Source organism: Patiriisocius marinus (assembly GCF_008974325.1).
Lineage (GTDB): Bacteria > Bacteroidota > Bacteroidia > Flavobacteriales > Flavobacteriaceae > Patiriisocius > Patiriisocius marinus.
Genome location: NZ_BKCG01000011.1, coordinates 18,738 through 44,995, shown reverse-complemented (window position 1 = coordinate 44,995; position 26,258 = coordinate 18,738). Strand labels below are relative to the sequence as shown.

Annotated in this window: 27 protein-coding genes; 7 read left to right on the top strand and 20 right to left on the bottom strand. The window is 33.8% G+C overall.

The window, feature by feature from the left end; genetic code table 11:
- Nucleotide 1: 1 nt before the first annotated feature.
- From GBH57_RS14870 to GBH57_RS14790, 17 genes are all read right to left on the bottom strand, one after another.
- Nucleotides 2-1,564 carry a sensor histidine kinase gene (locus tag GBH57_RS14870; protein ID WP_151675293.1) on the bottom strand — a complete coding sequence of 521 codons (1,563 nt, stop codon included), beginning with the start codon at nucleotides 1,562-1,564 and terminating at the stop codon, nucleotides 2-4.
- 86 nt (nucleotides 1,565-1,650) lie between these two features.
- Complete coding sequence (coaE, locus tag GBH57_RS14865) at nucleotides 1,651-2,226, bottom strand: dephospho-CoA kinase (protein WP_151675292.1); 576 nt, start codon at nucleotides 2,224-2,226, stop codon at nucleotides 1,651-1,653.
- Nucleotides 2,223-3,173: a CdaR family protein gene (locus tag GBH57_RS14860; protein ID WP_151675291.1), complete on the bottom strand. Its 951-nt coding sequence runs from the start codon at nucleotides 3,171-3,173 to the stop codon at nucleotides 2,223-2,225. Before GBH57_RS14860 ends, coaE begins: the two co-directional genes overlap by 4 nt.
- A gap of 15 nt (nucleotides 3,174-3,188) precedes the next feature.
- Entirely contained in the window at nucleotides 3,189-4,193 is a 1,005-nt protein-coding gene (locus GBH57_RS14855) for a glycosyltransferase family 2 protein (protein WP_151675290.1), read from the bottom strand.
- Nucleotides 4,194-4,302: 109 nt separating this feature from the next.
- Complete coding sequence (locus GBH57_RS14850; RefSeq protein ID WP_151675289.1) at nucleotides 4,303-5,115, bottom strand: enoyl-ACP reductase FabI; 813 nt, start codon at nucleotides 5,113-5,115, stop codon at nucleotides 4,303-4,305.
- A 66-nt stretch (nucleotides 5,116-5,181) separates the two neighbouring features.
- Entirely contained in the window at nucleotides 5,182-6,834 is a 1,653-nt protein-coding gene (gene recN, locus GBH57_RS14845) for a DNA repair protein RecN (protein WP_151675288.1), read from the bottom strand.
- Between the two features lie 70 nt (nucleotides 6,835-6,904).
- Entirely contained in the window at nucleotides 6,905-7,792 is an 888-nt protein-coding gene (porD, locus tag GBH57_RS14840; RefSeq protein WP_151675287.1) for a type IX secretion system protein PorD, read from the bottom strand.
- Nucleotides 7,785-9,011, bottom strand: coding sequence for a bifunctional phosphopantothenoylcysteine decarboxylase/phosphopantothenate--cysteine ligase CoaBC (gene coaBC / locus GBH57_RS14835; protein WP_151675286.1), 1,227 nt, complete (start codon nucleotides 9,009-9,011; stop codon nucleotides 7,785-7,787). Before coaBC ends, porD begins: the two co-directional genes overlap by 8 nt.
- A gap of 3 nt (nucleotides 9,012-9,014) precedes the next feature.
- Nucleotides 9,015-9,350: a DNA-directed RNA polymerase subunit omega gene (locus GBH57_RS14830; protein ID WP_151675285.1), complete on the bottom strand. Its 336-nt coding sequence runs from the start codon at nucleotides 9,348-9,350 to the stop codon at nucleotides 9,015-9,017.
- Between the two features lie 4 nt (nucleotides 9,351-9,354).
- A complete protein-coding gene (locus GBH57_RS14825) occupies nucleotides 9,355-10,188 on the bottom strand; it encodes an outer membrane protein assembly factor BamD (protein ID WP_151675284.1) in 834 nt (277 codons plus the stop codon).
- A 132-nt stretch (nucleotides 10,189-10,320) separates the two neighbouring features.
- The gene (gene dapA / locus GBH57_RS14820) at nucleotides 10,321-11,196 is read right to left on the bottom strand and encodes a 4-hydroxy-tetrahydrodipicolinate synthase (protein WP_151675283.1); all 876 of its coding nucleotides are present in this window, start codon (nucleotides 11,194-11,196) and stop codon (nucleotides 10,321-10,323) included.
- Between the two features lie 3 nt (nucleotides 11,197-11,199).
- The gene (locus tag GBH57_RS14815) at nucleotides 11,200-11,715 is read right to left on the bottom strand and encodes a DUF6913 domain-containing protein (protein ID WP_151675282.1); all 516 of its coding nucleotides are present in this window, start codon (nucleotides 11,713-11,715) and stop codon (nucleotides 11,200-11,202) included.
- Between the two features lie 39 nt (nucleotides 11,716-11,754).
- Nucleotides 11,755-13,794, bottom strand: coding sequence for an NAD-dependent DNA ligase LigA (gene ligA / locus GBH57_RS14810; protein ID WP_151675281.1), 2,040 nt, complete (start codon nucleotides 13,792-13,794; stop codon nucleotides 11,755-11,757).
- A 75-nt stretch (nucleotides 13,795-13,869) separates the two neighbouring features.
- A complete protein-coding gene (aqpZ, locus tag GBH57_RS14805) occupies nucleotides 13,870-14,571 on the bottom strand; it encodes an aquaporin Z (protein ID WP_151675280.1) in 702 nt (233 codons plus the stop codon).
- Nucleotides 14,572-14,713: 142 nt separating this feature from the next.
- Nucleotides 14,714-15,286, bottom strand: coding sequence for an LOG family protein (locus GBH57_RS14800; RefSeq protein WP_151675279.1), 573 nt, complete (start codon nucleotides 15,284-15,286; stop codon nucleotides 14,714-14,716).
- Between the two features lie 3 nt (nucleotides 15,287-15,289).
- On the bottom strand, nucleotides 15,290-16,141 hold the full coding sequence (gene prmC, locus GBH57_RS14795; RefSeq protein ID WP_151675278.1) for a peptide chain release factor N(5)-glutamine methyltransferase: 852 nt from the start codon (nucleotides 16,139-16,141) through the stop codon (nucleotides 15,290-15,292).
- Nucleotides 16,141-16,623 carry a GNAT family N-acetyltransferase gene (locus GBH57_RS14790; RefSeq protein ID WP_151675277.1) on the bottom strand — a complete coding sequence of 161 codons (483 nt, stop codon included), beginning with the start codon at nucleotides 16,621-16,623 and terminating at the stop codon, nucleotides 16,141-16,143. Before GBH57_RS14790 ends, prmC begins: the two co-directional genes overlap by 1 nt.
- A gap of 90 nt (nucleotides 16,624-16,713) precedes the next feature.
- Here GBH57_RS14790 and ribD point away from each other — a divergent pair, with 90 nt between their 5' ends.
- The 3 genes from ribD to GBH57_RS14775 are packed head-to-tail and all read left to right on the top strand — an operon-like array spanning nucleotide 16,714 to nucleotide 19,258.
- Nucleotides 16,714-17,775 carry a bifunctional diaminohydroxyphosphoribosylaminopyrimidine deaminase/5-amino-6-(5-phosphoribosylamino)uracil reductase RibD gene (gene ribD, locus GBH57_RS14785; protein WP_151675276.1) on the top strand — a complete coding sequence of 354 codons (1,062 nt, stop codon included), beginning with the start codon at nucleotides 16,714-16,716 and terminating at the stop codon, nucleotides 17,773-17,775.
- Complete coding sequence (locus GBH57_RS14780) at nucleotides 17,772-18,647, top strand: EamA family transporter (RefSeq protein ID WP_151675275.1); 876 nt, start codon at nucleotides 17,772-17,774, stop codon at nucleotides 18,645-18,647. Before ribD ends, GBH57_RS14780 begins: the two co-directional genes overlap by 4 nt.
- Complete coding sequence (locus GBH57_RS14775) at nucleotides 18,647-19,258, top strand: IMPACT family protein (protein WP_151675274.1); 612 nt, start codon at nucleotides 18,647-18,649, stop codon at nucleotides 19,256-19,258. The genes GBH57_RS14780 and GBH57_RS14775 overlap by 1 nt, the downstream gene beginning before the upstream one ends.
- A gap of 17 nt (nucleotides 19,259-19,275) precedes the next feature.
- Here GBH57_RS14775 and GBH57_RS14770 read toward each other — a convergent pair whose 3' ends face one another.
- Nucleotides 19,276-19,674 (bottom strand): acyl-CoA thioesterase, encoded by a 399-nt coding sequence (locus GBH57_RS14770; RefSeq protein WP_151675273.1) that lies wholly within the window; start codon nucleotides 19,672-19,674, stop codon nucleotides 19,276-19,278.
- Nucleotides 19,675-19,883: 209 nt separating this feature from the next.
- Here GBH57_RS14770 and dnaA point away from each other — a divergent pair, with 209 nt between their 5' ends.
- From dnaA to GBH57_RS14750, 4 genes are all read left to right on the top strand, one after another.
- On the top strand, nucleotides 19,884-21,314 hold the full coding sequence (gene dnaA / locus GBH57_RS14765; protein ID WP_151675272.1) for a chromosomal replication initiator protein DnaA: 1,431 nt from the start codon (nucleotides 19,884-19,886) through the stop codon (nucleotides 21,312-21,314).
- A gap of 119 nt (nucleotides 21,315-21,433) precedes the next feature.
- Nucleotides 21,434-21,907, top strand: a complete 474-nt coding sequence (locus GBH57_RS14760) for a low molecular weight protein-tyrosine-phosphatase (RefSeq protein ID WP_151675271.1) — start codon at nucleotides 21,434-21,436, stop codon at nucleotides 21,905-21,907.
- A gap of 27 nt (nucleotides 21,908-21,934) precedes the next feature.
- Nucleotides 21,935-23,311, top strand: a complete 1,377-nt coding sequence (locus GBH57_RS14755) for a PQQ-dependent sugar dehydrogenase (RefSeq protein ID WP_151675270.1) — start codon at nucleotides 21,935-21,937, stop codon at nucleotides 23,309-23,311.
- A 104-nt stretch (nucleotides 23,312-23,415) separates the two neighbouring features.
- Nucleotides 23,416-24,129, top strand: coding sequence for an SAM-dependent methyltransferase (locus tag GBH57_RS14750; protein ID WP_151675269.1), 714 nt, complete (start codon nucleotides 23,416-23,418; stop codon nucleotides 24,127-24,129).
- A gap of 60 nt (nucleotides 24,130-24,189) precedes the next feature.
- Here the strand turns inward: GBH57_RS14750 and GBH57_RS14745 are convergent, their stop codons facing one another.
- The gene (locus tag GBH57_RS14745; protein ID WP_151675268.1) at nucleotides 24,190-24,843 is read right to left on the bottom strand and encodes a peptidoglycan-binding protein LysM; all 654 of its coding nucleotides are present in this window, start codon (nucleotides 24,841-24,843) and stop codon (nucleotides 24,190-24,192) included.
- A 351-nt stretch (nucleotides 24,844-25,194) separates the two neighbouring features.
- Nucleotides 25,195-26,238 (bottom strand): endolytic transglycosylase MltG, encoded by a 1,044-nt coding sequence (gene mltG, locus GBH57_RS14740; protein WP_151675267.1) that lies wholly within the window; start codon nucleotides 26,236-26,238, stop codon nucleotides 25,195-25,197.
- Nucleotides 26,239-26,258: the final 20 nt, after the last annotated feature.

Here is a 26,258-nt window from a genome sequence, read left to right as displayed (position 1 = left end):
ATTAAGATATTAAGTGTAATTTGATACTAAATGTGCTCCCTTTTCCTAACTCACTTTCCACTGAAATAGTAGCGTCGTGATCATTAAGAATTCGTTTTGCATATGATAGGCCTAATCCGTGACCCTTTACGTTATGAATATCCCCAGTAGGGACTCTATAAAATTTTTCAAATATTTTTCGTTGTTCTCCTTTAGTCATTCCTAATCCTTGGTCACGTATTTTAAGGACAACTCCATTACGAACATTCTCAGTAAAAATGTCAATCTTAGGACTATCTTCAGAGTACTTTACTGCATTATCTAACAAGTTGACTAATACGTTAGTCATGTGAGATTCATTTACTAAAACATCCGTCTTCAATGCGCCAAGATGTGTATTTATATAACCTCCTCTATTCTCAACTATTAATTCAATATGAGAAATAGCATCTTCAATTAACCCGTGTAATTCAATGCGTTCTTTAGGCAAATCAAGTTCATTCTTATCAAGTTTTGAAATACGCAATACGTTTTCAACTTGCTCGTGCATTCGTTTATTTTCGTCACGTATCATTTTAGTATACTTTGCCGAAAACTCCTCACTTGCCTTTACTTTAGGGTTTTTTAATGCATCTAATGCTAAGTTAATTGTAGCAATAGGTGTTTTAAATTCGTGAGTCATATTATTAATGAAATCATTCTTAATTTCCGCTAATTGTCGTTGTTTAAAAATTTGCGATAATGCGCTAAAAAAAGTAATAAAGATCACTGTTGTAAATATGAGAGACAATATTGTCATCCCTAATATAGATCCAAGAACGTCACGTTCTTGTTCATAAAAGTTCACATATAATTGATACCCTTTATTTATATCGTTATTTTCAAAGAGCGGTACTTTAAAAGTAGTCTCTGGCATTAGATTAAATTCCTTTGATCTAATTTTAGTTGGTATATTATTACTAAAAACAGCAAACTGAAATTTAGAATTTACCCCTCTAGCTTTCGCTTTTTGAGAAATTAAATTATCGATTGTCTCTACACTAACCCTACGGTGAATAGGTGTATTAACTGATATATTATTAAAAGTCTTCTCAAAACGAGCCTTTTCATAATCTTTTAATCTTCTGAAATTTTCAGTTACAATTTCAGTTTTATCATTTCCATCAATTCCTTTGATGATTTTAGTAATTTTCTGCTTGCTTATTATTCTTTTAAAAATAATACTATCAATTTCAGAATCTAAAAAATTAGATGAGAGTTTATAATCTTCTTCCTGAATTCCATCAGAAAAAATATAAGCGTCATTTGCCTGATCTCCATTAATATTATATATAAGCTCATTGATAGAAATACCTTCAGACCCTCCCTTTTCTTCTATGAACTTACTATACATGTCAAAGTACTTTTCAACTTCATCTAGCTCAATCTCATTAGAAGTTTCAACTAATACTTGCCTTACAGTAGTTATAAATTGATCCTCCTTATTATTGTATGAATTTGAAATCCAGTACCATTGCACGAATATTATCCCTAAAAGAGAAAGTGCCATCAACGCTATCATTAAGCCAAACAGCTTCTTATCCATAAGTCAAAAATAAGATTTTAACATTTAGAGACTTCGCAGTTTAACCAAATGTTAACAAAATGAATGATATTAAATAAATATGCGAATTAAGATAGCTTATTATGGAGCTTCGTTACTTCTTGTTTAGTAACCTCAAGATCTACATTAACAATCACATAATTTGCTAAAGGTATTTTCTCGCTATCCGACCACTGACTATTAATACGAGACATAACTTGCTCGCGTGTAGAATTATCCCGTTTTTGCACTCTAGAAACCCTTACTTCTTCTGGCGCTGTAACTAGTATAGTATAGTCACAATTTAAATAACCACCATTTTCAAAAAGAACAGCAGCTTCCTTTATACAATATGGAGATGTATGTTTTTTCATCCATCGCTTAAAATGCTGAGCTACTTTAGGATGAATTATATTATTTACCGCAGCTAACTTATCTGAATCATTAAAAATAATACTTGCGATATACTGTTTATTAGGCTTACCGTCTACATAACACTCCTCACCTAATAATGCAATCATTTTACGACGAACCACTTTAGAATTAGCTAATAAGTACTTCCCTGCATCATCTGCTATATAAACGGGCACGCCTAGTTCCTCAAAAAAACGAGCTACTGTAGATTTTCCACTACCTATTCCTCCTGTAAGTCCTACAATTTTCATTTGAATAATAATAAATCTACTTTTTTAGTACCTAATTCAATATCCTTTATTCCTGCTGGTTTTTTTGTAATTTCTGGAATTACAAAGTTATCAACTTGATTGCGTTTATTATAATCTACTGTCACAGTAAAATCATCAGCAGTTATAGCGTTAAAATTTTCAATTGGTACATTAAAAGAAATACCTATTTTACTTGGCAACAATCTTAATGTAGCATCGCTAGGAGCATTTAATACAGTTATGTCTAATGAGATACGTTTTTGAGAAAACTCCACAACATGTTGTTTGTAGGTTATAAACTTAGGCTCTATTTGAACTTTTGTAACATCAAATTGCTGCAAATCTACTTTTAAATTTAAAGGTTGTGATACCTCACTAGCTTTAATAACTGTAGTTTTTACTGAGGTAATAGTGTCTAGATATAATGAAGCCCCTGTTATAGTTACCGTTTTTGGATCTATAATGACCGCTCCATTTTCACCAAAACCACTTTTGAATTTTAAATCTGAAACAATCTCAACAGGAACATCCTTAAAATTTAAAGATTCTAGTGAAATTACTATTTCCCTAGGCACTACTCTTTGAACTGTATAACTGTTGTTTATTTGACTTTGTATTAATTCCTTTAATGTTTCTTCCGTGACGTTTGCTGCTCCATTCTTTTCAGAATAATACTTTTTAATATCAATTACAACTGTAGGTTTTTTAATACGATGATACAGTATTTCAAACTTATTAGCAGACAATATAAATTTAGCATTTTCAGGATTTGAATCTAATAATAACTTTCCTTTAGGAACATTTGTGTAAACTATATTAGCTGTTACAGAGCCCGAATCTTGTTTAGAAAAACGTGTTAAAACCCAAAATATAGTCGCTAAAGCTAAGAAAAATAAGAAAGCTCTTAACTTAGCATTAAAAAAAGGGTTCTTAACTTTTGATTTCATAGTTCTATTGATATATTATTTTTTGAAGAATAACTTCGGAAATGTTACTTCGGGATCTTTTCCTAGTATATGAATATACAACGTAGATTTCCAAAAAGCGATTCCATAACCAACAAATTGTACAAACATTGCAACCACACTTAACAAACCAATGTAAATATTTTTATTTTTAATAGATGAATCTAAAAATATCAATAAACAGTATGCAATTAATGGCAGTAACAATAACCACCCAAAACTTAATGCTAGTAGTATTGAAGCTAACACAAACACCACAAATAATGTTGGAAACCAAAATGTTATTTTACTTGAAATAGGATGCCACTTTGATAATATAGGTCGAACAAGACCAAATTTTCGAACTTGTTGATAAAACTTCTTCCACGAAATTCTACGCTTGTGAAAAACTGCAGCTCCTGGAATAAAAACAGTTTCAAATCCTGCTTTTTTAATTCTATGTGATAAATCTGGATCTTCTCCTGGATGAATACGCGCAAAACCAGTTGTTGCCTCAAATGCCCTTTGTGAAATCCCCATGTTAAAACTACGAGGTTCAAATTTCTGCACAGCCTTTTTACTACCGCGAATTCCTCCTGTTGTAAACAAAGATGTCATTGTATAGTTAATTGCCTTCTGAAGAGCTGTAAAACTCTTATGAGCAGCGTCTGCACCACCAAAACAATCTATGTATGTTTGTTTTAAAAAATTATCTACTGTGTATAGATATTCAGGAGGGAGTATACAATCACTATCTAATATAATAAAGTAATTCCCTGTCGCTTTTCGCATTCCGTAATTTCTAGAATCTCCTGGTCCTGAATTAGGTTTTGAATAGTATGAAATGGTCAACTGATCGCTAAATTGTGAAACAATCTCATTTGAAGGTTCAGTAGAGCCATCTTCAATTATAACAATTTCAAAAGATCTGTCAAATTTCAGTAAAGAAAAACTCTCCAATAGTTCGGTTATTTCTTGTGGTCTATTATATACCGGAATAATAAAAGAATACTGTAATTGCATGTGGTAAAGTTATGGAAAATTAACGGTCTCTCCGAAGTCAAATTTCGGCGAAAGCCATAAAAAAACCCGACGCAAATTGCATCGGGTTTTTACTATGGTATCAATGTAATTACTCAGTAAATTTATCCATTACAGCAGTACTTACTCCCATATTTGAGAAACCACCGTCATTGAATAAATTTTGAAGTGTTACACGTTTTGTTAAGTCACTAAACATAGCAATTGTATAGTTTGCACAATCTTCTGCTGTCGCGTTTCCAAGAGGACTCATTTTTTCAGCATACGCTATAAAACCGTCAAATCCTTTTACTCCTTGTCCAGCCGTAGTTGGTGTAGGTGATTGTGAAATAGTATTTACACGAACATTTTTATCACGTCCAAAAAAGTACCCAAAACTTCTAGCAATAGACTCTAAGTAAGCTTTGTTGTCTGCCATATCGTTATAATCTGGAAACACACGTTGCGCAGCCATATACGTTAATGCAACAATACTTCCCCACTCTGTCATAGCGTCTTTATTGTAAAGAACGCTCATAGTTTTATGAAACGATACCGCTGAAACATCCCAGCCTTTGTGAGTATAATCGTAGTTTTGAGATGTGTAAGCATTCCCTTTTCTAACATTTACAGACATTCCTATTGAGTGTAAAACGAAATCTATTTTGCCACCTAAAACCTCCATTGCTTTTTCAACAAGGTTTTCTAGATCTTCAATTTTAGTAGCATCAGCAGGTATTACTTGAGATCCTGTTTTTTCAGCAAGCTCATTAATTGTACCCATTCTTAATGCAATTGGTGCATTTGTTAGAACAAAAGTTCCACCTTCTTCGTGAACTCTTTCAGCAGTTTTCCAAGCAATTGAATTTGCATCTAAAGCTCCAAAAATAATTCCTCTTTTTCCTTTTAATAAGTTATAAGACATACGTCGTGGTTTTTCTTGGTTGTTTTTACTACCGTTAATTAGCGCGGTAAATATACGCTATACTTTTTAATTTAAAAGCTCTTTTGCGTTTGCAAGTGTAGTATCTGTAACACTATTCCCGCCTATCATTTGCGCTATTTCTACAATTCGTTCCTCTTCATTAAGCGACATTAGCTTCGTTTCGGTTATGTTATTGACATCCTCTTTGTACACCTTAATATGGTTAGAACCTTTTGCTGCAATTTGAGGTAAATGTGTAATACTTATTAACTGCATATTCTCACTCATAGTGCTCATTATGCCCGCCATTTTCAATGCAATCTCACCAGAAACTCCAGTGTCAATTTCATCAAATATAATTGTTGGCAGTTGTTTGTAAGTAGCTAAAACAGCTTTAACGCTTAACATAATTCTACTCATTTCTCCTCCAGAAGCTACTTTTTTAAGCAATCCAAAGGTACCGCCTTTGTTAGCTGTAAAGTACACCGCTACTCTATCGTTACCTAACTTTTTAAAGTCTTCGGTTACAACGTGCTCTATTTTAAAACGTGCATTGGGCAAGCCTAACAGCGCTAGTTTATCTTCTAATAATGAAATTAGTTTTGGCAATACTTTTTGACGGGATTTAAATAAGGCTTCCGCCGAAATTTTAAGTACTTCCAATAAAGTGTTCTGTTCATTTTCTAATTGTGCTATACGCTCATCAAGAACAGCAGTTGTATATAATTTAGCAGAAAGCTCTTCTTCAATTACTATCAACTCTTCAACAGTTTGTACATTGTGCTTTTGTTGAAGTTTATACACGTGTTGCAGCAAATCATCAATTCGAGTTAACTCTGAAGGATCAACCTCTACAGATTCCATTTTATTTTGAACAGATTCTAAAACGTCCTCTAATTCTAATACTACACTATTTAAGCGCTCTTGCAACTCATTGAAAGAACTTGAAAAACCAGAAAGCCTACTCAATATAGCGCGCATTTGCTTAAGTTGATCTAAAGCTCCTTGGTCCTCTAGGTTTGCAATTTGCAATACTGAACCCAATGCCTCTTGAATTTCTTCTGCGTTATTTAAAGTTTCATAAGTTTCTTCTAATGCATCTTGTTTAATTCCTTTAAGTGGAATTTCAGTAAGTTCACTTTGAAGAAATGCATTGTAATCTAATTCTTTATCTGCTGAAAATTTCTCTTCTTTAGCAATTACTAATTTCTTTGATATTTCAGAATACAGTGAAAGGTTATTTTGGTATTTAGTAAGCAAAGGTAATGTACCACCTACGGCATCAATAACTTCTACTTGAAATGACTCATCTGCAAATGAATTTGTAGTGTTTTGACTATGGATATCAACAAGAAAAACAGCCAAGGTTTGTAATTGAGACAACCCAACCGGACTATCATTTACAAACGCTCTAGATTTTCCACTTGGTAATATCTCACGTCTAATAATTGTATGATTATCGTAGTCGAGATCGTTTTCTAAAAAGACATTTTTTAAACCGTAGCCGTTCAAATTAAATTCTCCTTCTACAATACATTTTTTCTCAGCGTTACGCACGCTTGAACTATCTGCTCGTTTACCAAGTAAAAGTGCCATAGCTCCTAAAAGTATGGACTTTCCAGCTCCTGTTTCACCAGTAATAATTGTTAATCCCTGTTGTAAATCAACACGGATATCTTCAATTAATGCATAATTTTTTATGGAAAGGCTTGTAATCATTTAGATGAAATTTGAACCTTATAAAAATACAAAGAAGTAAATAAAATTCTTTTAAAGAAAGAAAAAGAATCTATCTAATTTCACTCCAAGTACTTCTTCGTGTAGGCGCCATTCTGTTTAAGTTTTCCTTAAGGTCAGCCAAGTCAATAGCAGGGCCTCCAGAGAAGATGTTTTTAATTTCATCTACTTTCGCATCAAAGAATGTACGTAGTATATAAGAGTTAGGACGACGATCGTTTATACTCCTTAATGTATTTAAAGATGCAATAATTGCATCTTTCGCTCCTTTTTGATCATCTGCCATAATATCAAGACCTTCTCTATGATATTGATACATAGCTTTATGAAATTCACTATAAACTTGAGATACTAATGCATCGTTAAAACGGTAACGAGATTGCGTTCCGTCTGTTGCTTTCCATCCAGTAAAACTTCCTGAAGAAGCTGTGTTTGTAATCTGTTTAGCTATTTCAAAATACTTATCTCCTCCATTTAATTCAAATGTAGAAGCATCTAAACCTAATATAGTATAAACGTGATAAGCAATTAAAAAAACTAAATTAGAATCATAAGCGTTTACATTAAAAACTAAGGGCTCAAACTCTTTATAATCAAAAGCTACTTGACGATCGTTGTAATTATAAAGTGGCGATGTGTAAGTAGAATTAAATACAGGTCTTGAGGCTTGTACTTGCAATGAACCACTAAATGAAGTTCCTTCATACGAAGTAATAATTAGCGTAAAATTAGCATTAATACGCTCTTGATTTAAAAACTTGTCGTTAGTCCAACTCTTATTATTTATAAATTCTGTCAACTGTTGACCTAAAGTTCTAAAAACCTGGTTGTTTTGTTGTCCAGTTTGTTCTGCATCTACAGTTACAGTAGCATTAAGCTCTTGTGCCCAACTTACTGAACCGCAAATAAATATTGTAATAATAAGTAATAAATTACGCATGTATTTTTGTAATAATATGTTCTAAAATATCTGTGGCAACATCTGCCTTACTTTTAACTTCAAAAGGAGTCACTTTATTGTCTTTATCAACAAGAGTTACCTTATTAGTATCGCCTTTAAATCCAGCACCTTTATCTCTTAGCGAATTTAAGACAATTAAATCTAAATTCTTTTTCTCTAGTTTCTTTTTTGCATTTGTTAATTCATTCTGAGTTTCTAATGCAAAACCTACTAAAAATTGTTGTTTTTTAATTAAACCAGCCGACGCTAATATATCCTTCGTTTTCTCTAATGTGATTGTAAGAGTACTCTCTTTTTTCTTAATTTTTTCTGTAGCGATTTGGGCTGGTCTGTAATCTGCAACTGCCGCGCTAAAGATAGCGATATCAACTTGTTCAAAAACTTGATGAACTGCTTCATACATTTCATTTGCAGAAATAACTCTAACGACTTCTATACTTTTATCTGAAATAGGAACACTTGAAGGCCCTAAAACCAAAGTAACCTCAGCACCTAGTAATGCTGCCTTTTCCGCTATAGCAACACCCATTTTCCCGCTCGAATGATTCCCTATAAACCGAACAGGATCTATCGCTTCGTAAGTAGGCCCTGCAGTAATTAATATTTTTTTATTTCTAAGGGGTAACGTTTTTAATATTTCGGCTTTTAGAAAACTAACAATGTTTTCAGGTTCAGCCATTCTCCCTTGACCTACTAAACCACTCGCAAGCTCTCCACTTTCTGCTGGAATTCTAACATTTCCGAAGCTATCTAATTTTTCGAATGTATTAAGTGTAGATGGGTGCTTGTACATATCTAAGTCCATTGCAGGTGCATAATACACAGGACATTTAGCCGAAAGGTATGTGGCTAGTAATATGTTATCGCAAGTACCATTTGCCATTTTCGACAAAGTATTTGCAGTGGCAGGAGCTATTATAAAAAAATCTGCCCAAAGTCCTAACGCTACGTGGTTATTCCATTGGGCAAATTTTTCTGTATCTGTTTCAGATTCTTCTTCAACAAAAGAACTGTAAACTTCATTTTTCGAAAGTGTAGAAAGGGTAAGTGGAGTCACAAAATCTCTAGCAGAGGGTGTCATTACAACACGAACCTCAGCTCCTTCCTTAACAAACAAACGCACTAAAAATGCTGCTTTGTAAGCGGCAATACCAGCGGTAACGCCTAAAAGTATTTTCTTTCCGCTTAAAGTAGACATACTTTATTGTTCCAATGCTTCATCCGCAGTATTACGGTGGTAGATTTTATTCTCTAACCACTCTTGTACTGCAAGTGAATGTGGTTTAGGTAATTTTTCGTAAAACTTAGAAACTTCAATTTGCTCCTTATTTTCGAAAATTTCTTCTAAGCTATCGTTATAGGTAGCAAACTCATCTAATTTTTCTAACAACTCTTTTTTGATGTCACCATTAATTTGGTTAGCTCTCTTAGAGATAATAGAAATAGCTTCGTAGATGTTGTTTGTAGGAGCATCCACTAAGTTTTTGTCTATTGTAGTTGTGCTCAAAGGAGCAATACTGTTTTTGATATCTGCCATAATCTTAATTTTCTGTCGTTGTTACTTCGTATACTGAAAGACGCTTGTTAATCTCTAAAAGCAATGCATCTGCATCTTCTCTTCTCGCACCTACTTTGTAATATTTTATATATTGGTTGTAATACCCTTTTGCTGTAATTAATCGTTCTTCAACTACCTGAGGAACACTACTCAATGCGCGGTTATACGCTGCATCAATACGCCCATAAAAAGCATCTTCTCTATAAATAGAACCTGGATGATCACTAATAAAGTTTTCATACGATTCAATCGCAGGTTTATAACTACCAACTTGGTTTGCAATCAATAAATATTGATCTGCAACTTCAATGTCTTTTTTCTCTAATTTTTCACGTAACTCTTTTACAAGAACATTAGCTTCCTCTCTATACTGAGAATTAGGATATTTGTTTACAAACACTTGTAATTTCTCTAACCCTTTATATGTATCTTTTTGCTCTAGTGAATAACGTGGAGAAAGTTCGTAATAACTTTTAGCCGATTTATACGCAGCTACTTCAACACTATCACTTTTTGGATATGATGTTTCAAAACGCTCAAACTGATATCCCGCTAAAAAGTAATCTTCTAATTCGTAAAATGTATTGGCATACATAAACATTAGCTTTTCTGCTTGAGGTTTACCTCTATAAACAGGAACAATTTGCTCCATTAACTTCAAAGCTTTACGATACTTACCTTTAGAATCTAATTGATAAAGTGAGTCCGCAACCTTAAACTTTGCAGCATTATCATCTCCCTTAAGAACACGTTGATAATTACCACATGAAGTTAGCATTATTGAGATACAAAAAACGAAAAAAAGTGTTTGTTTCATATTTTTTAAAAACAGAGGGCAAAAATAATCATTTTTGCATTACTAAAAAAACTTATTATTATACTGTATTATTGGGCTAAGCACGTTTTATAGAACTCATTTTTAAGTTCCCATAATTAAGCTCTTTAACTACTAAAGACTATCGATAAATCGCTGAATGCTTTCAGACAAATGATTACTCACTGAAACCAATGGTAATCGAACCGTAGCATCACAAATGCCTTTCAACTTTAGCACTTCTTTAATTCCCGCAGGATTACCTTCAGCAAAAATGTAATCTATCGCCGGAGCAATTGAATAATGTAATTCGTACGCCTTTTCCACTTCCCTTTTTAAACCAAATGTTACCATCTGTGAAAATTCAGCTGGGAATCCTTCACCAATAACCGATATCACACCTGCCCCACCAGCAAGTACCATTGGCAATGTTATCATATCATCTCCACTAATAACTAAAAAATCTTTAGGGGTTAAATCAATCATTTTCATAGCCTGAACTATATCTCCAGCAGCTTCTTTAACAGCAACTACATTATCAAAATCTACCGCTAGTCTAGCAACTGTTTCAGGAAGCATATTACTCGCAGTCCTTCCTGGAACATTGTATAAAATTATTGGCTTCAAAGATGCTTTTGCGATTGCAGCAAAATGCTGATAAATTCCTTCTTGAGTAGGCTTATTATACATTGGCGAAACAGACAATATTGCTGTAAAAGCAGACAAATCTGTTGCCTTAACCTCTTCAACCACAGCCGTTGTGTTATTACCTCCAATTCCCAAAACCAAAGGCAATCTTGATGCATTAGCCTCTACCACAGTGTCAATAACTAATTGCTTTTCCTGTTTAGAAAGCGTTACACTTTCCCCGGTCGTTCCTAAAACAACTAAATAATCAATTCCGTTATCAATCTGATAATTAACAACTTTTTTTAGCCCTTCAATATCAACAGAAAAATCTGGATTAAAAGGTGTAACTAAAGCAACTCCTGTTCCTATTAACTCTTTCATATTTTACAATTTTCCTAAAATTTTCAAGTATTTTATTAATTCAGCATTAAAGCCAATTTTATTTTTTGTTTTCTCAGCGAGGATCAAATCAAACAATCGTTCATCTTCCTCAACACACCCCACTTTAAACAACGCTTTACTTTCGGCAGCAATAAAATCTAAATACTGACTCTCATTGTTATAATACGCCACAAGCACATCAAAATCATTTGCAACAAATTCCTTTAAAAACTCACCTTTTAATTCGCCAGACCACGAAAAATCTTTTTTCGTGCACAAATGTTTAGGCAAAGACGGTTGTTTCTTATCAAATGTTACAAGCCCTAAAAATGAAACGTTTTCTTCGGAAATATTAAGTGCCGAAATCATTGGTCTAAAAAAAGAAAGATCTTTAATCTCATCGCCATTAAATACAACTCCAATAGTATTCACTTTGTTGTTCACTCCAGAACGATCTCTATTTTCAAGAGCTCGCCCAATACGTTTTTCAAATTTTTTACGCTGTAATTTTTTAAACATATAGAAAGATAAAGTATTGCAAAAATAGCCGTTTAGCCACTACTGCCCTATCATTTTTAAAAATTCATCTTCCGAAACAATTGGCACTCCTAACGTTTCAGCTTTAGCTCGCTTACTTGGCCCCATTTTATCACCAGCAATTAGGTATCCCGTTTTAGCCGATATACTACTACTCACCTTACCTCCATTAGACTCTATTAACTTTTTTAGCTCAGTTCTTGACACTCTCTCAAAAACTCCAGAAACAACAAAAGAACTTCCCGTTAACGTTGTTGTCTGCCCAGCTAATTCTTCTTTAGATATTTCCAACTGAACACCGTACCTTTTCAATCGTTCAATTATTAGACGATGATCTGCACCCTTTGAAATTTCAGTATTAAACAAATCTATTTGCTCATCAACAGTAAAAAACGAAACCACACTTTCTGCAATACGTGTCCCTATTTCATCAACTGATTCAAGTTCTTCTTTCGAAGCATTCATAAGCGCATCAATCGATTTAAAATGCCTTGCTAGTTTTTTAGCGACAGTTTCACCAACAAACCTAATACCCAAAGCAAAGAGCACTCGTTCAAAGGGAATGTTTTTTGAAGCCGCAACACCAGCCACTAAGTTTTCAGCACTTTTTTGCGCCATTCGCTCTAGCGGAAGGACATCTTCTACAGTAATTTCATACAAATCTGCGTACGTTGTAATCAAACCAGCCTGAACCAAAAGCGCTACCGTTTCACCACCAAGCCCTTCAATATCCATCGCTTTTCTAGAGATATAATGCTGAATCCTACCTATAATTTGAGGAGGACAACCATTTTCATTAGGACAATAATGCTTTGCATCACCTTCAGTTCTTGAAAGCGGTGTTTGACATTCAGGACACTTTTCTATATACTTAGTTGGCTCAGATGTTTCTAGCCTTTTTGACAAATCAACGCCTATAATTTTCGGGATTATTTCACCGCCTTTTTCCACATAAACAGTATCTCCTTCTCTAATATCAAGTTTTTCAATTTGATCTGCATTGTGCAACGAAGCTCGTTTTACCGTAGTCCCAGCTAACTCAACCGGCGTTAAATTTGCCACTGGTGTTATCGCTCCCGTTCGACCAACTTGATATGTTATTTCTTCGAGTACTGTAGAAACTTGTTCTGCTTTAAATTTATACGCCATTGCCCATCTAGGAGCTTTAGCGGTATAACCTAATTCCTCTTGTTGCTGTAAGTTATTAACTTTAACAACAACACCATCTGTTTCGTAAGGAAGTTCGTGTCTATGAACATCCCAATAATTGATAAATCTAAAAACCTCTTCTATCGAATCTACTTTTTCCGCAATATCAGGAACTTTAAATCCCCAAGAAGCTGCTTTCTTTAATCCTTCTATTTGAGTTGAAATTGGCAGTTTTTCACCAACTAAGCTATACAATAAACATTCTAATGGCCTGCGAGCTACCTCAGCACTGTCTTGCAACTTCAAACTTCCTGACGCAGTATTTCTTGGATTCCTGTACAACTCTTCCCCTGCAGCTAATCGCTCTTCATTCATCTTATTAAAACCTTCAAATGGCAAGACGATTTCTCCTCTAATCTCAAATCTATCTGGATAATCTCCTTGCAATTTTAATGGAACCGACTTTATAGTACGAATATTTGCAGTAACATCATCTCCCTGAAAACCATCACCTCTAGTCACCGCTTTAATTAAGCTCCCGTTTTCATAAGTAAGGCTCATAGAAGCTCCATCGTATTTTAACTCACACGTATATGAAATAGGTCCATCTATAATTTTCTTTATACGAGTTTCCCAATCCTCTAGATCTTCTATCGAATAGCTATTATCTAGAGAATACATTCTAAACTCGTGCTTCACCGTATTAAAATTTTTAGTCACCTCACCACCTACACGTTGTGTAGGAGAATCTGGATCATAAAATGCTGGGTTAGCATCTTCTAATGCCTGAAGTTCTTTCAACTTTATATCAAAGTCAAAGTCAGAAATTGTAGCATTATCGAGTACATAATAGTTATAATTATGCGCTCTTAATTCTTTTCGGAGTTGGATAATTTGTTCCTCTGGATTCATTAAAACAAATATAAAAAAGAAACCCTACAGCTTTTTAATTACTGTAGGGTTTACTAAGATATTTATGAACAGGTTTTAATCATCTAAAAACACATTACGAACTAATGCTGCACACAATCCACCAGCAATAGGAGCTACAATGAACAACCATAACTGGCTCATAGCTGCACCACCCGCAAATAAAGCTGGCCCTAAACTACGTGCTGGATTTACAGACGTTCCTGTTATTGGGATTGCCACCATATGTATTAACGCTAATGAAATACCTATTGCCAATCCTGCCATTGCTGGCGAAGCATTTTTAGCAGTAGTTCCAAAAATTACTAACAAGAATAAAAAAGTAAAAACAAATTCAGCCACTAATGCCGATGTCATATTATACTCACCTAGATATCCATCTCCCCAACCATTACTACCCAGTCCCCATTCAGGCATACTAAATCCAGCACTTCCACTTGCGAGAAGATACAAAACAGCAGCCGCTATAATAGCACCTATACACTGAGCTATAACGTAACCTACAGTATCTTTAACACTTAATTTCCCTGCGGCAAGCATAGCTATAGATATTGCAGGGTTAATGTGACATCCAGAAATAGGACCAATTGTATATGCCATTACCACCACAGACAAACCAAATGCAAGAGAAATACCAAGCAAACCTATACCCTCTGGGCCAGATTGAGAAACGCTTGCTATTGTAGCAGCACCACAACCAAATAACACTAACGCAAAGGTACCTAAGCCCTCAGCGAAATACTTTTTTAATGATTTCATACTATTATTCTAAAGTTAGATAGTAAATCTAACAAATAAAGCAGTAAAACTTAACGAAACGTTAATTATTTATACATCAACACATTAGCATTCGATTAATGCGCTAAAAAAACAGATAAACAGAATAAACTTTCTTTAATGTCTACCAAAGCACCTCATCAGGAGCTTCAAAATCATGCATTTTAGCAAGAAGACCTTCAACCGTAGTGTCTACTAACATTAAATCTAAATTATGCTGTTTCACAAAACCCAATCGAACCATTTTCTGTAATGAAGCCAAAAGCTCATCGTAAAATCCATTTATATTAAGCAAGCCAATAGGTTTTTTGTGTTGTCCTAACTGAAGTCCTGTAGCAATTTCAAAAAGTTCTTCCAAAGTACCAAAACCACCAGGAAGCGTAATAAATCCGTCACTCTTTTCAAGCATTTGAAGTTTACGATCATTCATATTTTTAGTGGTATGAATTTCCGTTAAATTAGGATGCAATACTTCTTTACTTTTTAAAAACGAAGGTATTATTCCTATCACATCTTGACCACCGTCAATAACAGTTTGAGCGATTGTACCCATCACTCCTATTTTTGCTCCTCCATACACTAAATGCATATTGTGAGATACCATCGCTCTACCTAACTCTATTGCAGCTCTCGTTATTAAAGGGTCCTTCCCATCACTACTACCACAAAAAACGCATATATACTTTAGTGTACTCATAAGCTATTTAAAATTACATTGTATTATTCGATCCTTCCCAAAAATATCTTTCTTAGTCAATATAAACGTAAAGCCTAAATCAGTTAACATCTGCGTCATCTCAAGAGCTAGATATTCATTAATTTCAAAAACTAACAAACCATTTGGCTTCAAAGAATTTTTAGCTAGAATCGCAATGCTTCGATAGAAAATCAACGGATTATCATCTCTAACAAATAAAGCACCTTCAGGCTCAAAATCTAACACATTAGGTTGCATTAATTTCTTTTCTAAATCACGAACATAGGGTGGATTTGAAACAATAATGTCATACGACTCTTCTAACCGAGAGGTTTGTAAAATATCTGATTTAATAAACTCAACACTAACATTATTTAATTGCGCGTTCTCTTTCGCAATTTTCAAAGCTTCTTCTGAAATATCAATTGCCGAAACTATAGCATTAGATAAATTTTTAGCCAATGAAATCGCTATACATCCCGAACCAGTTCCAATATCTAACAACTTTAAAGAAGTTGTAGACTCCCTAAACTCAGTTATTACAAGCTCAACAAGCTCTTCCGTTTCCGGTCTTGGAATCAAAGTGTCTTTCGTTACTTTAAACGGAAGACCAAAAAACTCAGTTTCACCTATTATATATTGTATAGGCTCTTGTTCTTTTAATCTTTTTAAAATTTCAGAAAACTGAAGCTCTTTCTCTTTAGGAAATATCGCATCATCTTTTTGATGTGTTTCAAATCTATTTAAATGAAAATAATGTTCCGTAAGAATATAGAAAAACGAATTAATTTCTTCTGGCGGATAGTCTTCCTTTAATATTTCGGCGAAAGCCAAACGCTGGTCTTTAAAAGTCATTATAATGTTTTAAGCATTTGAACTGGACATGAAAAATGCCCCGTATCACCCAATGGACCATTAAGATATTCAAAGCCTACTTTTTTATAGAGTTTTTGAGCATCTTTCATATATGTCATTGTTTCTAAATAACATTTTTCGAACTTAAACTGAACTGCCTTATTTAAACAAATTGCCATCATTTCAGCTCCCAAACCTTTACCTCGTGCTTCTTCTAAAAAATACATCTTCTGTAATTCGCATACATTTCCATCATAATTTTCAAGCTGAGCAACTCCAGCACCTCCTATAATTTTTCCCTCTAAATCAACTACAAAATATGCCGCTTTATCATTATCATAAGTTTCAAACATACAATCTAGCGAGTTGTCTGCATAAGCCGTCCCTACCTTTGGCACTCCCAAATCTATTAGCACTTTCCTAATAACTGCGGCAATTTGTTGATTGTCACGCTTTTCGATAGGTCTAATTTTTATAGGCATATTAGCTAAATTATTTATTTTTTAGAAATACAAAGTAAATCAATTTTACAAGACCAAAATACTTAAAAGATAAGCTGTATTTTTGAGTTTGTGAAAAGCCATAAATTCTATATGTCTCGTTGTATTGCTTTAGCCAAAAATGGCTTAGGCACCACCTATCCTAATCCTTTAGTAGGAAGTGTAATTGTTCACGAAGGTAAAATCATTGGTGAAGGCTGGCACAGGAAAGCCGGCACACCACACGCCGAAGTTCATGCAATACAGAATGTAAAAAACACTTATGGCGATCTAGCTTCTGAAATTTTAAGCAATGCAACAATATACGTTTGCCTAGAACCTTGCAGCCATTTCGGAAAAACGCCACCTTGTGTCGATTTAATTATTAGCGAAGGAATTAAAAATGTTGTAATAGGCTGTACAGATCCTAACCCACAAGTTGCTGGAAGAGGAATCAAAAAACTATTTGAAGCGGGGCACACTGTAACTATTGGCATTCTTGAAGAAGAATGCGAAGCGCTAAACAAACGATTTTTTACATTTCAGAATAAAAAAAGGCCTTATATATTTCTTAAATGGGCTGAAACTGCAAATGGCTTCATCGCTCCAATAGAACGAAATAACAAGAAACCTGTTTGGATTACAAACGAGTATTCTAGACAATGGGTTCATAAACTTCGCGCTCAAGAACAAGCTATACTTATAGGAACAAATACAGCAATTGACGACAACCCTACGCTTACCACAAGAGACTGGAAGGGCTCTAACCCTATTAGAATTGTAATAGACAAAACTCTTAAAATACCTAGTAACGCTCACGTGTTTAATGACCAAGCACCCACAATTGTTTTTACAGAAAAAGAAGCTAGTACAACTAATTTTATTGAACACTGTACTATAGATTTTTCAGAGAATCTTATCCCACAAATACTTAAAGAAGCTCATAAAAAAGGAATTCAGAGTATAATAATTGAAGGAGGAAGTCAAACACTTCAATCATTTATCGATTTAAATCTTTGGGATGAAGCCTTGGTTTTTAAAGGTATTTCAAATTTTGAAAATGGAATTAAAGCTCCACTTCTAAACAAAATTCACGATGAGTCTCAAGGTATAAAAAATGACACACTATTTCTTTATAAAAATAAAAACCTATGATGTACTTACTATTTAGTATTCTAGCATCTACTTTCATTTTTGTAATATTTAAACTTTTCAATAGATTCAAAGTCAACACGCTCCATGCTATAGTTATCAACTATGTTGTAGCTTGCATATCTGGAATAATCGCATTTAAAGGCACCATTTCACTATCATCAATACCAAACCGCCCTTGGTTTTATTACACCCTCGGTTTAGGGGTATTGTTTATTATTGTATTTAATTTAATGGCAAGAACAACTCAGCGTAGCGGTCTTGCTGTGGTATCTGTAGCGACTAAAATGAGTGTTGTTATACCCATTGTTTTTGGGCTACTTTATTACAATGAGTCACTAGATATATATAAAGGTATAGGTATAATTACCGCATTAATTGCTGTGTATCTTGCCTCTATAAAAAAAGAATCTGGCATTACTATACAAGCTAGCAATTTAATATTACCATTACTTGTATTTTTAGGAAGTGGAATTATTGATACCTCATTAAAATATCTAGAAAATGCTTTTGTGCCCGCTCAAGAAGTACCTTTATTCTCAAGTGTAATTTTTAGCGCCGCAGCAGTTATTGGTTTTATTCTAATTGGAATTCAACTTGCAAAAGGATCATTTAAATTTGAAATAAAAAACGTAATTGCAGGAATTTGCTTAGGCGTTCCTAACTATTTTTCGATATACTTTTTAGTAAAAGCACTTCAGTCAGATTTAATGGATAGTTCAGGTATTTTTACCGTTAACAATGTCGCTATTGTACTATTATCAACAATTGTTGGAATTCTCCTATTTAATGAAAAGTTATTATTAAAGAACTGGCTGGGTATTTTTCTTGCTATAATTAGTATTTTTCTAGTCACCGTTTCATCTCTAATATAATGGAAATTAAAGACACCTATAAAACCATCACCAAAGCTTCATCCGAAACGCTATTTAAAGATCGTGGTAGTAAGTTTTTTGGCTATGCATTTCCTGTTGTTGACGAAGAAGAAATTAAAGTGTGCATTGAGGCTTTGAGAAAACAGCATCATACAGCGAGGCACTTTTGCTACGCTTGGCAATTAGGAAAATCATACGAATCCTATCGGGCTAATGATGACGGTGAACCAAACAACAGTGCAGGAATGCCTATTTATGGTCAACTACAAGCTTTTAATGTTACAAATATATTGGTTGTTTCCGTACGATACTTTGGCGGAACTAAACTAGGAGTTGGCGGATTAATACAAGCTTATAAAACATCAGCTCAATTAGCATTAGAAGCTTCAAAAATTGTAGAAAAAACTATAGACAAAGAATTTCTTCTGAAATTTGAATATCCAGAGATGAATACTGTAATGAGAATTATCAAAGATGAATCTTTAGAAATTATTAATCAAAAAATGGAACTCTCTTGCGAGATTAAAATTTCAGTAAGACAAAAAGATGCTGAGAAAATATTTTCACTCTTTGAAAACACATATAAAGTGGGAATTAAAAAATTAGACTAATATTTTTAAACAACAAACTACTCTACTAATTTGTCCAAAAGATATTTTGGTGCTTTCATCAACTTATTAGTATCGCTATTTATGAACACAAGTGTTGTATCTGCGGTAACTAAAAGTTCATTGTTTTGATTATATATTTCGTAACAAAACTCAATTCGATAAGTAGGAATTTTCCTAAGAGACGTAAACACTGTTAGTTCATCATCATATTTAGCTGGTGCTTTATAATTTATTGAAAGTTTGATAACAGGAAGATGAATACCGTTATCTTCCATCCATTTATAGGAAAAGCCCATGTTTCTTAGCCATTCGGTTCTACCTTGTTCTAGATATTGTGCATAATTTCCGTGATAAACGACGCCCATTTGATCAGTTTCGGCATATCGCACTCTAATTTGTGTAGGAGTTTTTTTCAAAGTATAAACAAATAAAAAGGGGTTAAAAACGTTGGTAGTTATAATTGATTTAATGATGCGAAAAAAAAACTAGAAATTCAATACCCATGGAGCTTTTTTTTTCATTTATTTGTTCACATATTTGTACTGTTGAAAAACACGAAAGAAACATCCGTTTTCTTCTCCCTCAACCACAACTTAGTAACCAACAAAATATCCTTTATTAAACTATGAGTACTACTGCTGTAAACGTTTGGAACAATTGTCTTTCATTTATTGAAGACAATATTACTGAACAGGCATTTAAAACATGGTTTGAACCCATCAAAGCAGTTAAACTCACTGATAATGCATTAAGCATTCAAGTTCCCAGTAAATTTTTCTACGAATGGCTTGAAGAACACTATGTAAAATTATTGAAAGTTGCTTTAACTAAACAGTTGGGTGAATCTGCTAAATTGGTCTATGTTATCCGTATGGAAAATACCTATGGTAACAAACAACCATTTACAGAAAGCATCCCTAGTTCAAACAGAAGTAATAGGCAAGCATCACAAAATGTGGATGTCCCTTTAAAAAATAAAAGTCCGGAGCTTAAAAATCCATTCGTGATTCCAGGAATCCGCAATGTAAAAATTGAGTCTCAACTTAACCCAAATTATAATTTTGAAAGTTTCCTAGAAGGAGAGTCTAACAGGTTAGCACGTTCTGCAGGTATTGCAGTAGCAAATAAACCAGGAGGAACTTCATTCAACCCACTACTTATTTTTGGAGCAGTTGGTTTAGGAAAAACTCACTTAGCACACGCCATTGGTGTTGATGTAAAAGATAAATATCCAGAAAAAACAGTACTATATATTTCAGCTGAAAAGTTTGTACAACAGTATAGTGAATCTGTTAAGAAGAATAACCGTAACGACTTTATACATTTCTATCAAGTGATTGATGTGTTAATAGTTGACGACATTCAACTACTTTCTGGGAAGGCAGGAACACAAGACGTTTTCTTCCACATCTTCAACCACTTACACCAAAACGGAAAGCAAGTTATCTTAACAAGTGACAAGGCTCCTGTAGATATGGTTGATATTGAACAACGCTTATTATCTCGTTTTAAATGGGGATTATCTGCCGAATTAAATCACCCAGATTACGAAACAAGAGTTGCAATCATTAAAAATAAGCTATACCGTGACGGAGTTGAAATGCCAGATGATATTGTTGAGTTTCTAGCGAATAATATTAAAACAAATATTCGGGAACTTGAAGGAGCAATTATATCATTAATTGCACACTCATCATTCAATAAGAAAGAAATCACTATTGAACTCGCTAAGAAAATTGTTGACAATTACGTTAAACATACAAAACGAGAAGTATCAATAGATTACATACAAAAAGTAGTAAGTGACTATTTCCAAATGGACGTAGAAACACTTCAATCTAAAACTAGAAAACGCCATATTGTACAGGCTAGACAACTTGCAATGTTCTTTGCTAAAAAGTTTACAAAAGCTTCATTAGCATCCATTGGCTCACAAATAGGACAGCGTGATCACGCTACTGTTTTACACGCCTGCAAAACTGTTGACAACTTATCAAGCACAGATAAGCAGTTTAGAAAATATGTTGAAGACTTGCAAAAGAAATTAACTCTTTAAAAAAATCCCGCCTTTAAAGCGGGATTTTTTTTGCTCTTGTTTTTCTAGTACTTTTAATAGGCAAAGCCAAAATATTCAAGAATCATAAGAGTTCTCCAATCAATAAAATTTCCGAATTAATGAAAACTAAAATACTAATGGTCTGTCTTGGAAATATATGCAGATCACCACTAGCAGAAGGAATACTCACAAGTATGCTCGATCCTACATTATTTGAAGTGCAGTCTGCAGGAACTGGAAGTTGGCACGTAGGTAGTCCACCAGATCCAAGAAGCATTGCGGTTGCAGATAAAAACGGGATTGATATTACACATCAACGAGGAAAACACTTTTCAACATACGATTTTGAAATATACGATCACATCTATGTTATGGACAATTCAAATTATCGCGATGTTGTCAAACTAGCTAATTCTGAAGCTGAAAAACAAAAAGTATCACTTATACTCGACACCGTTTTTCCAAATGAAAATGTAGATGTACCAGACCCATATTACGGAGGTGATCAAGGTTTCGATAATGTTTTCGCTATGCTTAAAGATGCATGTGAGATTATTGTGAGTACCATTAATAAAGAAGGCTTAAAAAAATAGGTACATTTAGTTTCTAAATAAATTACTATGAAAAAAGTACCTTTCCTTCTTAGCTTTGTATTAATACTATCATTATCAATTCAAGCACAAGACATAGAATTACAGTTAGTTAAAAGCGGCTACAGTAGACTATTAGGCCTAGAACACTCAGGAGATGATAGACTATTCACAGTAGAACAAAATGGATTAATTGAAATTTTAAATCCAGACGGTACCGTTAACCCTACTCCATTTTTAGATTTATCAAGCATTATTACTCCTAATGGTGAGCGCGGATTACTTGGCTTAGCATTCCATCCAGATTATGTAACTAATGGCTTTTTCTACGTAAATTACATAAACACTTCAGGCAATACACAAATAAGTAGATACACAGTAAGTGCTAATCCTGATGTTGCCGATGCGTCATCTGCACTACCAATTATTGATTACACTCAGCCTTTCAGCAACCATAATGGTGGAGCTATTAAATTTGGTCCTGACGGATATTTATACATTGCATCTGGTGATGGTGGTAGCGGTGGAGATCCAGGAAATCGCTCTCAAAACATAAACACCTTACTAGGGAAACTTTTACGAATAGATGTTGATAATCCATCTGGGGGTAACAATTACGGAATACCAGCAGATAATCCATTTGCAGGAGCAATTCCTGGAAGTGATGAAATTTGGGCCTACGGCTTAAGAAACCCCTGGAGGTTTTCATTTGATGTATTAACAAATGAGCTATGGATTGCAGATGTAGGTCAAAATGCCGTAGAAGAAATAAACAAAGTAAGTGCAACTGAAGCGGGATTAAATTACGGATGGAGATGCTATGAAGGAACAGCACCTTTTAATAACGAATCAACTTGCCCTGATGAAAGCGAACTAACATTCCCTTTTGCAGAATACGACCACCCAGCTGGATTTTCAATTACTGGAGGCTATGTATATCGAGGAACAGATTACCCAAACCTTCAAGGACTCTACTTTTTTGCAGATTTCGCAACAAGTATAATCGGGACGGTTGATAGTAGCGGAACACTAACAAATTTAGGAAACTTCGAAAACAGAAGTTGGTCTTCTTTTGGTCAAGGACCGGATAACGAACTTTATATATTAGATTTTGACGGATCAATCTATAAGTTAACCACATTACTAAGTGGTAATGACAATAACGTGCTTGAAAATGCTATTTCTATATTTCCTAATCCTGCAACAGATTCATTTACTATTGGAATTGAAAATGACCGTATTTCAACCGTTAGTATATCAGATTTAAAGGGAAGTATTTTAATTAATCAATCTGTAAACGATAAAACGGAAACCATTGACATAAATAATTTAACGCAAGGTATTTATTTAGTGACTATTACAAATGATGGTGGAGCTAGTGCTACTAAAAAGCTTATTATAGAATAACTGATTAAAGATTTTTATTTATGTTGCCGTATATTTATATATGGCAACATTCTTTTTTTAAGCTATATTTAAACTCAAAATATTCCGCAACAAAGACCCCAATTATGAGTCAACCAAAAGGAAACCTATATTTAATACCTTGCACTTTAGGAGACACACCTCCACTAGAAGTACTGCCATTATTAGTTAAAAAAGCAATTGAAGAAATAGATTATTATATAGTTGAGCACGAAAAAAGCGCACGACGTTTTATAAAAACTGTGAGTCCAAGAAAATCTCAACCAGATTTAAAAATGGAAGAAATTAACAAATTTACCTCAACAGAGGACATACCTGCAATGCTTGACCCTTGTTTAAATGGGCACGATGTAGGAGTAATTTCAGATGCTGGTTGTCCAGGTATTGCAGACCCTGGAGCTGCGGTGGTAGAAATAGCACACAGAAATGGCATAAAAGTAGTCCCCCTCGTAGGACCTTCTTCAATATTACTTGCAATGATGGCAAGTGGCTTTAATGGTCAAAACTTTGCGTTTAACGGGTATTTACCAATTGACAAAGCGGAGCGGAAATCTAAAATAAAACAATTAGAAAAAACATCTGCACAAGAAGACCAAAGTCAATTGTTTATTGAAACGCCTTATAGGAATAATCAAATGCTTGAAAGTTTGATTAATAATTTACAAGGAGATACTAAAATTTGTGTGGCTTGTGATATCACACTCAGCACAGAATACATAAAGACTGCTCCTGTTAGTTTATGGAAAAAGATAAAAGTAGACTTAAACAAGAGACCAGCTATTTTTATTATACAGAGATAATAAAAAAGACACCTTAAACTAAGATAGCTCAAGGTGTCTTTTTTATTATTTTAATACCATTTAAATAACAGTTGCTGTTCTATTTGGTTTAATATGCGAAGTATCATACCCTGAGAACTTTTTCAAATAGTATCTAATACTAGTTCCAAAAGCATCTTCAAAATGAAAAGTACCTCCACTACGTAAGTATTTTTTTACATTTCCAGCTCCTGCTAAATGCGCAGCAGCTAAAATTCCGCTTTCCGTTACCTTTACTCCTCCTATATATTTCCCAGAATAACGTTTAATGTCTTTTCTAAGAATCCACTTGTTTCTAGAAGTATGAGCAGTGAATGCTTTTTCTTGAAGTTTTGAATCTTTCATAAACCTATCTGGATTATTAATCCCAATTAATGAAAGCGTTGTAGCTGCAAATTGATATTTTCCTAAATAACCAAAACGATTAATTGTTGAATAATCCCCTTGTGACTCTTTAAAACCTAAAGCTTCTTTAAATCCAATATATGTTTTACCTAAAAACATGGAAAACACCGGAGTGTTTAATGGCTTTACATCAAGAGAAACTTCAAACTCTTGCGGCACATAATAAGTATATGCCGTTTTAGAAATTTTATAGTGAGATAAATCTACCGCCGCCTTCTTAGAAGAAAATCCACTCAATAAAAAAAGCGAAAATGATAATAGTACTACTACAATATATCCGTGTTGTTTCATAATTTTTCTGAATAAAGTGAGAATATTCGTTCACACTAATTTCGGGGTGCAAAGATACAACTATATTTATAATCCTTATATTCAAGGTGTTAAATATTTCCCAAGACATTCATGCTTTTGAAATCATTAAAATTTTCAGTGAGAAGTCTGTCACATATAAAATAGTATGTTATGTTATTAACATTACTATCAACACGTTACATAAACCAAAAAAATAATTAAATAATTTAGATCTAGGTCAAGAATATATGTTCAGTTATTATTGCAAAGCTGATAAAATTTCAGAAATATGAAAGTGGAAGTCAAATTGGACGGCAATTTTATAGTTGACCGTGAACAAAATGATAATTATTAGCGATTAATACCATTTTGATTTACCCAGTTCACATAAGCTGTTTTATTACGATTGTGTCCTGCTAAATTTTTAGCAAATTTATGATAGCCAAAATTTGTTACATCGGCTACAAAATAATAATAATCGTGCTTTTCAGCATTTAAAACAGCATCAATTGAAGAAACATCTGGCATTGCAATTGGTCCTGGAGGAACACCGGCATATTTATATGTATTAAAAGGAGAGTCAATTTCTAGATCTTTGTAAAGCACTCTTTTAATAATTTGATCAAAATTATTTTCTCCTTTTTTCTTTGCAAAAATCACAGTTGGATCAGCTTGTAACAGCATTCCGCTTTTAATTCTATTTAAGTAAACACCCGCTACTCTAGGTCGCTCATCTTCTTTAGCCGTTTCTTTTTGCACAATAGCCGCTAGGGACAGTACTTCCATTTCAGTCATATTTAATGAAGCAGCTTTAGCTTTTCTAGTTGAATTCCAAAAAGCATTGTATGCTTTCAACATTTTATCTCTGAATGCTTCCGCAGTAGTATTCCAATACACTTCATAGGTGTTTGGCAAGTACATTCCAAGAGCCGTATCATCATTGAAACCTGCATTTTTATAAAAATTTGCATCACGCATTGCTGTCAAAAAAGAAATACTATCTGGCTCCATTTGCCTAGAAAGGTGTCCTGCAAGATTTTCTAAACGCTCTTGATTATTAAATTTTATATCAATTGGTATATTTCCTGTTCGAATACTATTAATGATCTCATTGTTATTACTCCCCTTTTTAATAATGAAATGTCCAGATTTAATATTAGCAGGATATCCTTTTCTAACCGCTACATTATCAAATGTTTCAACATCTTTCAATAATGGCTCTAGATCTTTACGTACTTGATCATATGTTGCATTAGAACCAATATATACGTGTGCCTCTTCGTTATTAAAGGCGGTATTAGGCACAAAAATATTACTGTATACATAATATGCAAAACCTGCCATTACAACAATTCCTATAAGTGCAATCGCAACTAAAATCTTCTTAAAATACATAGGTAATTTATTTTCTGAAA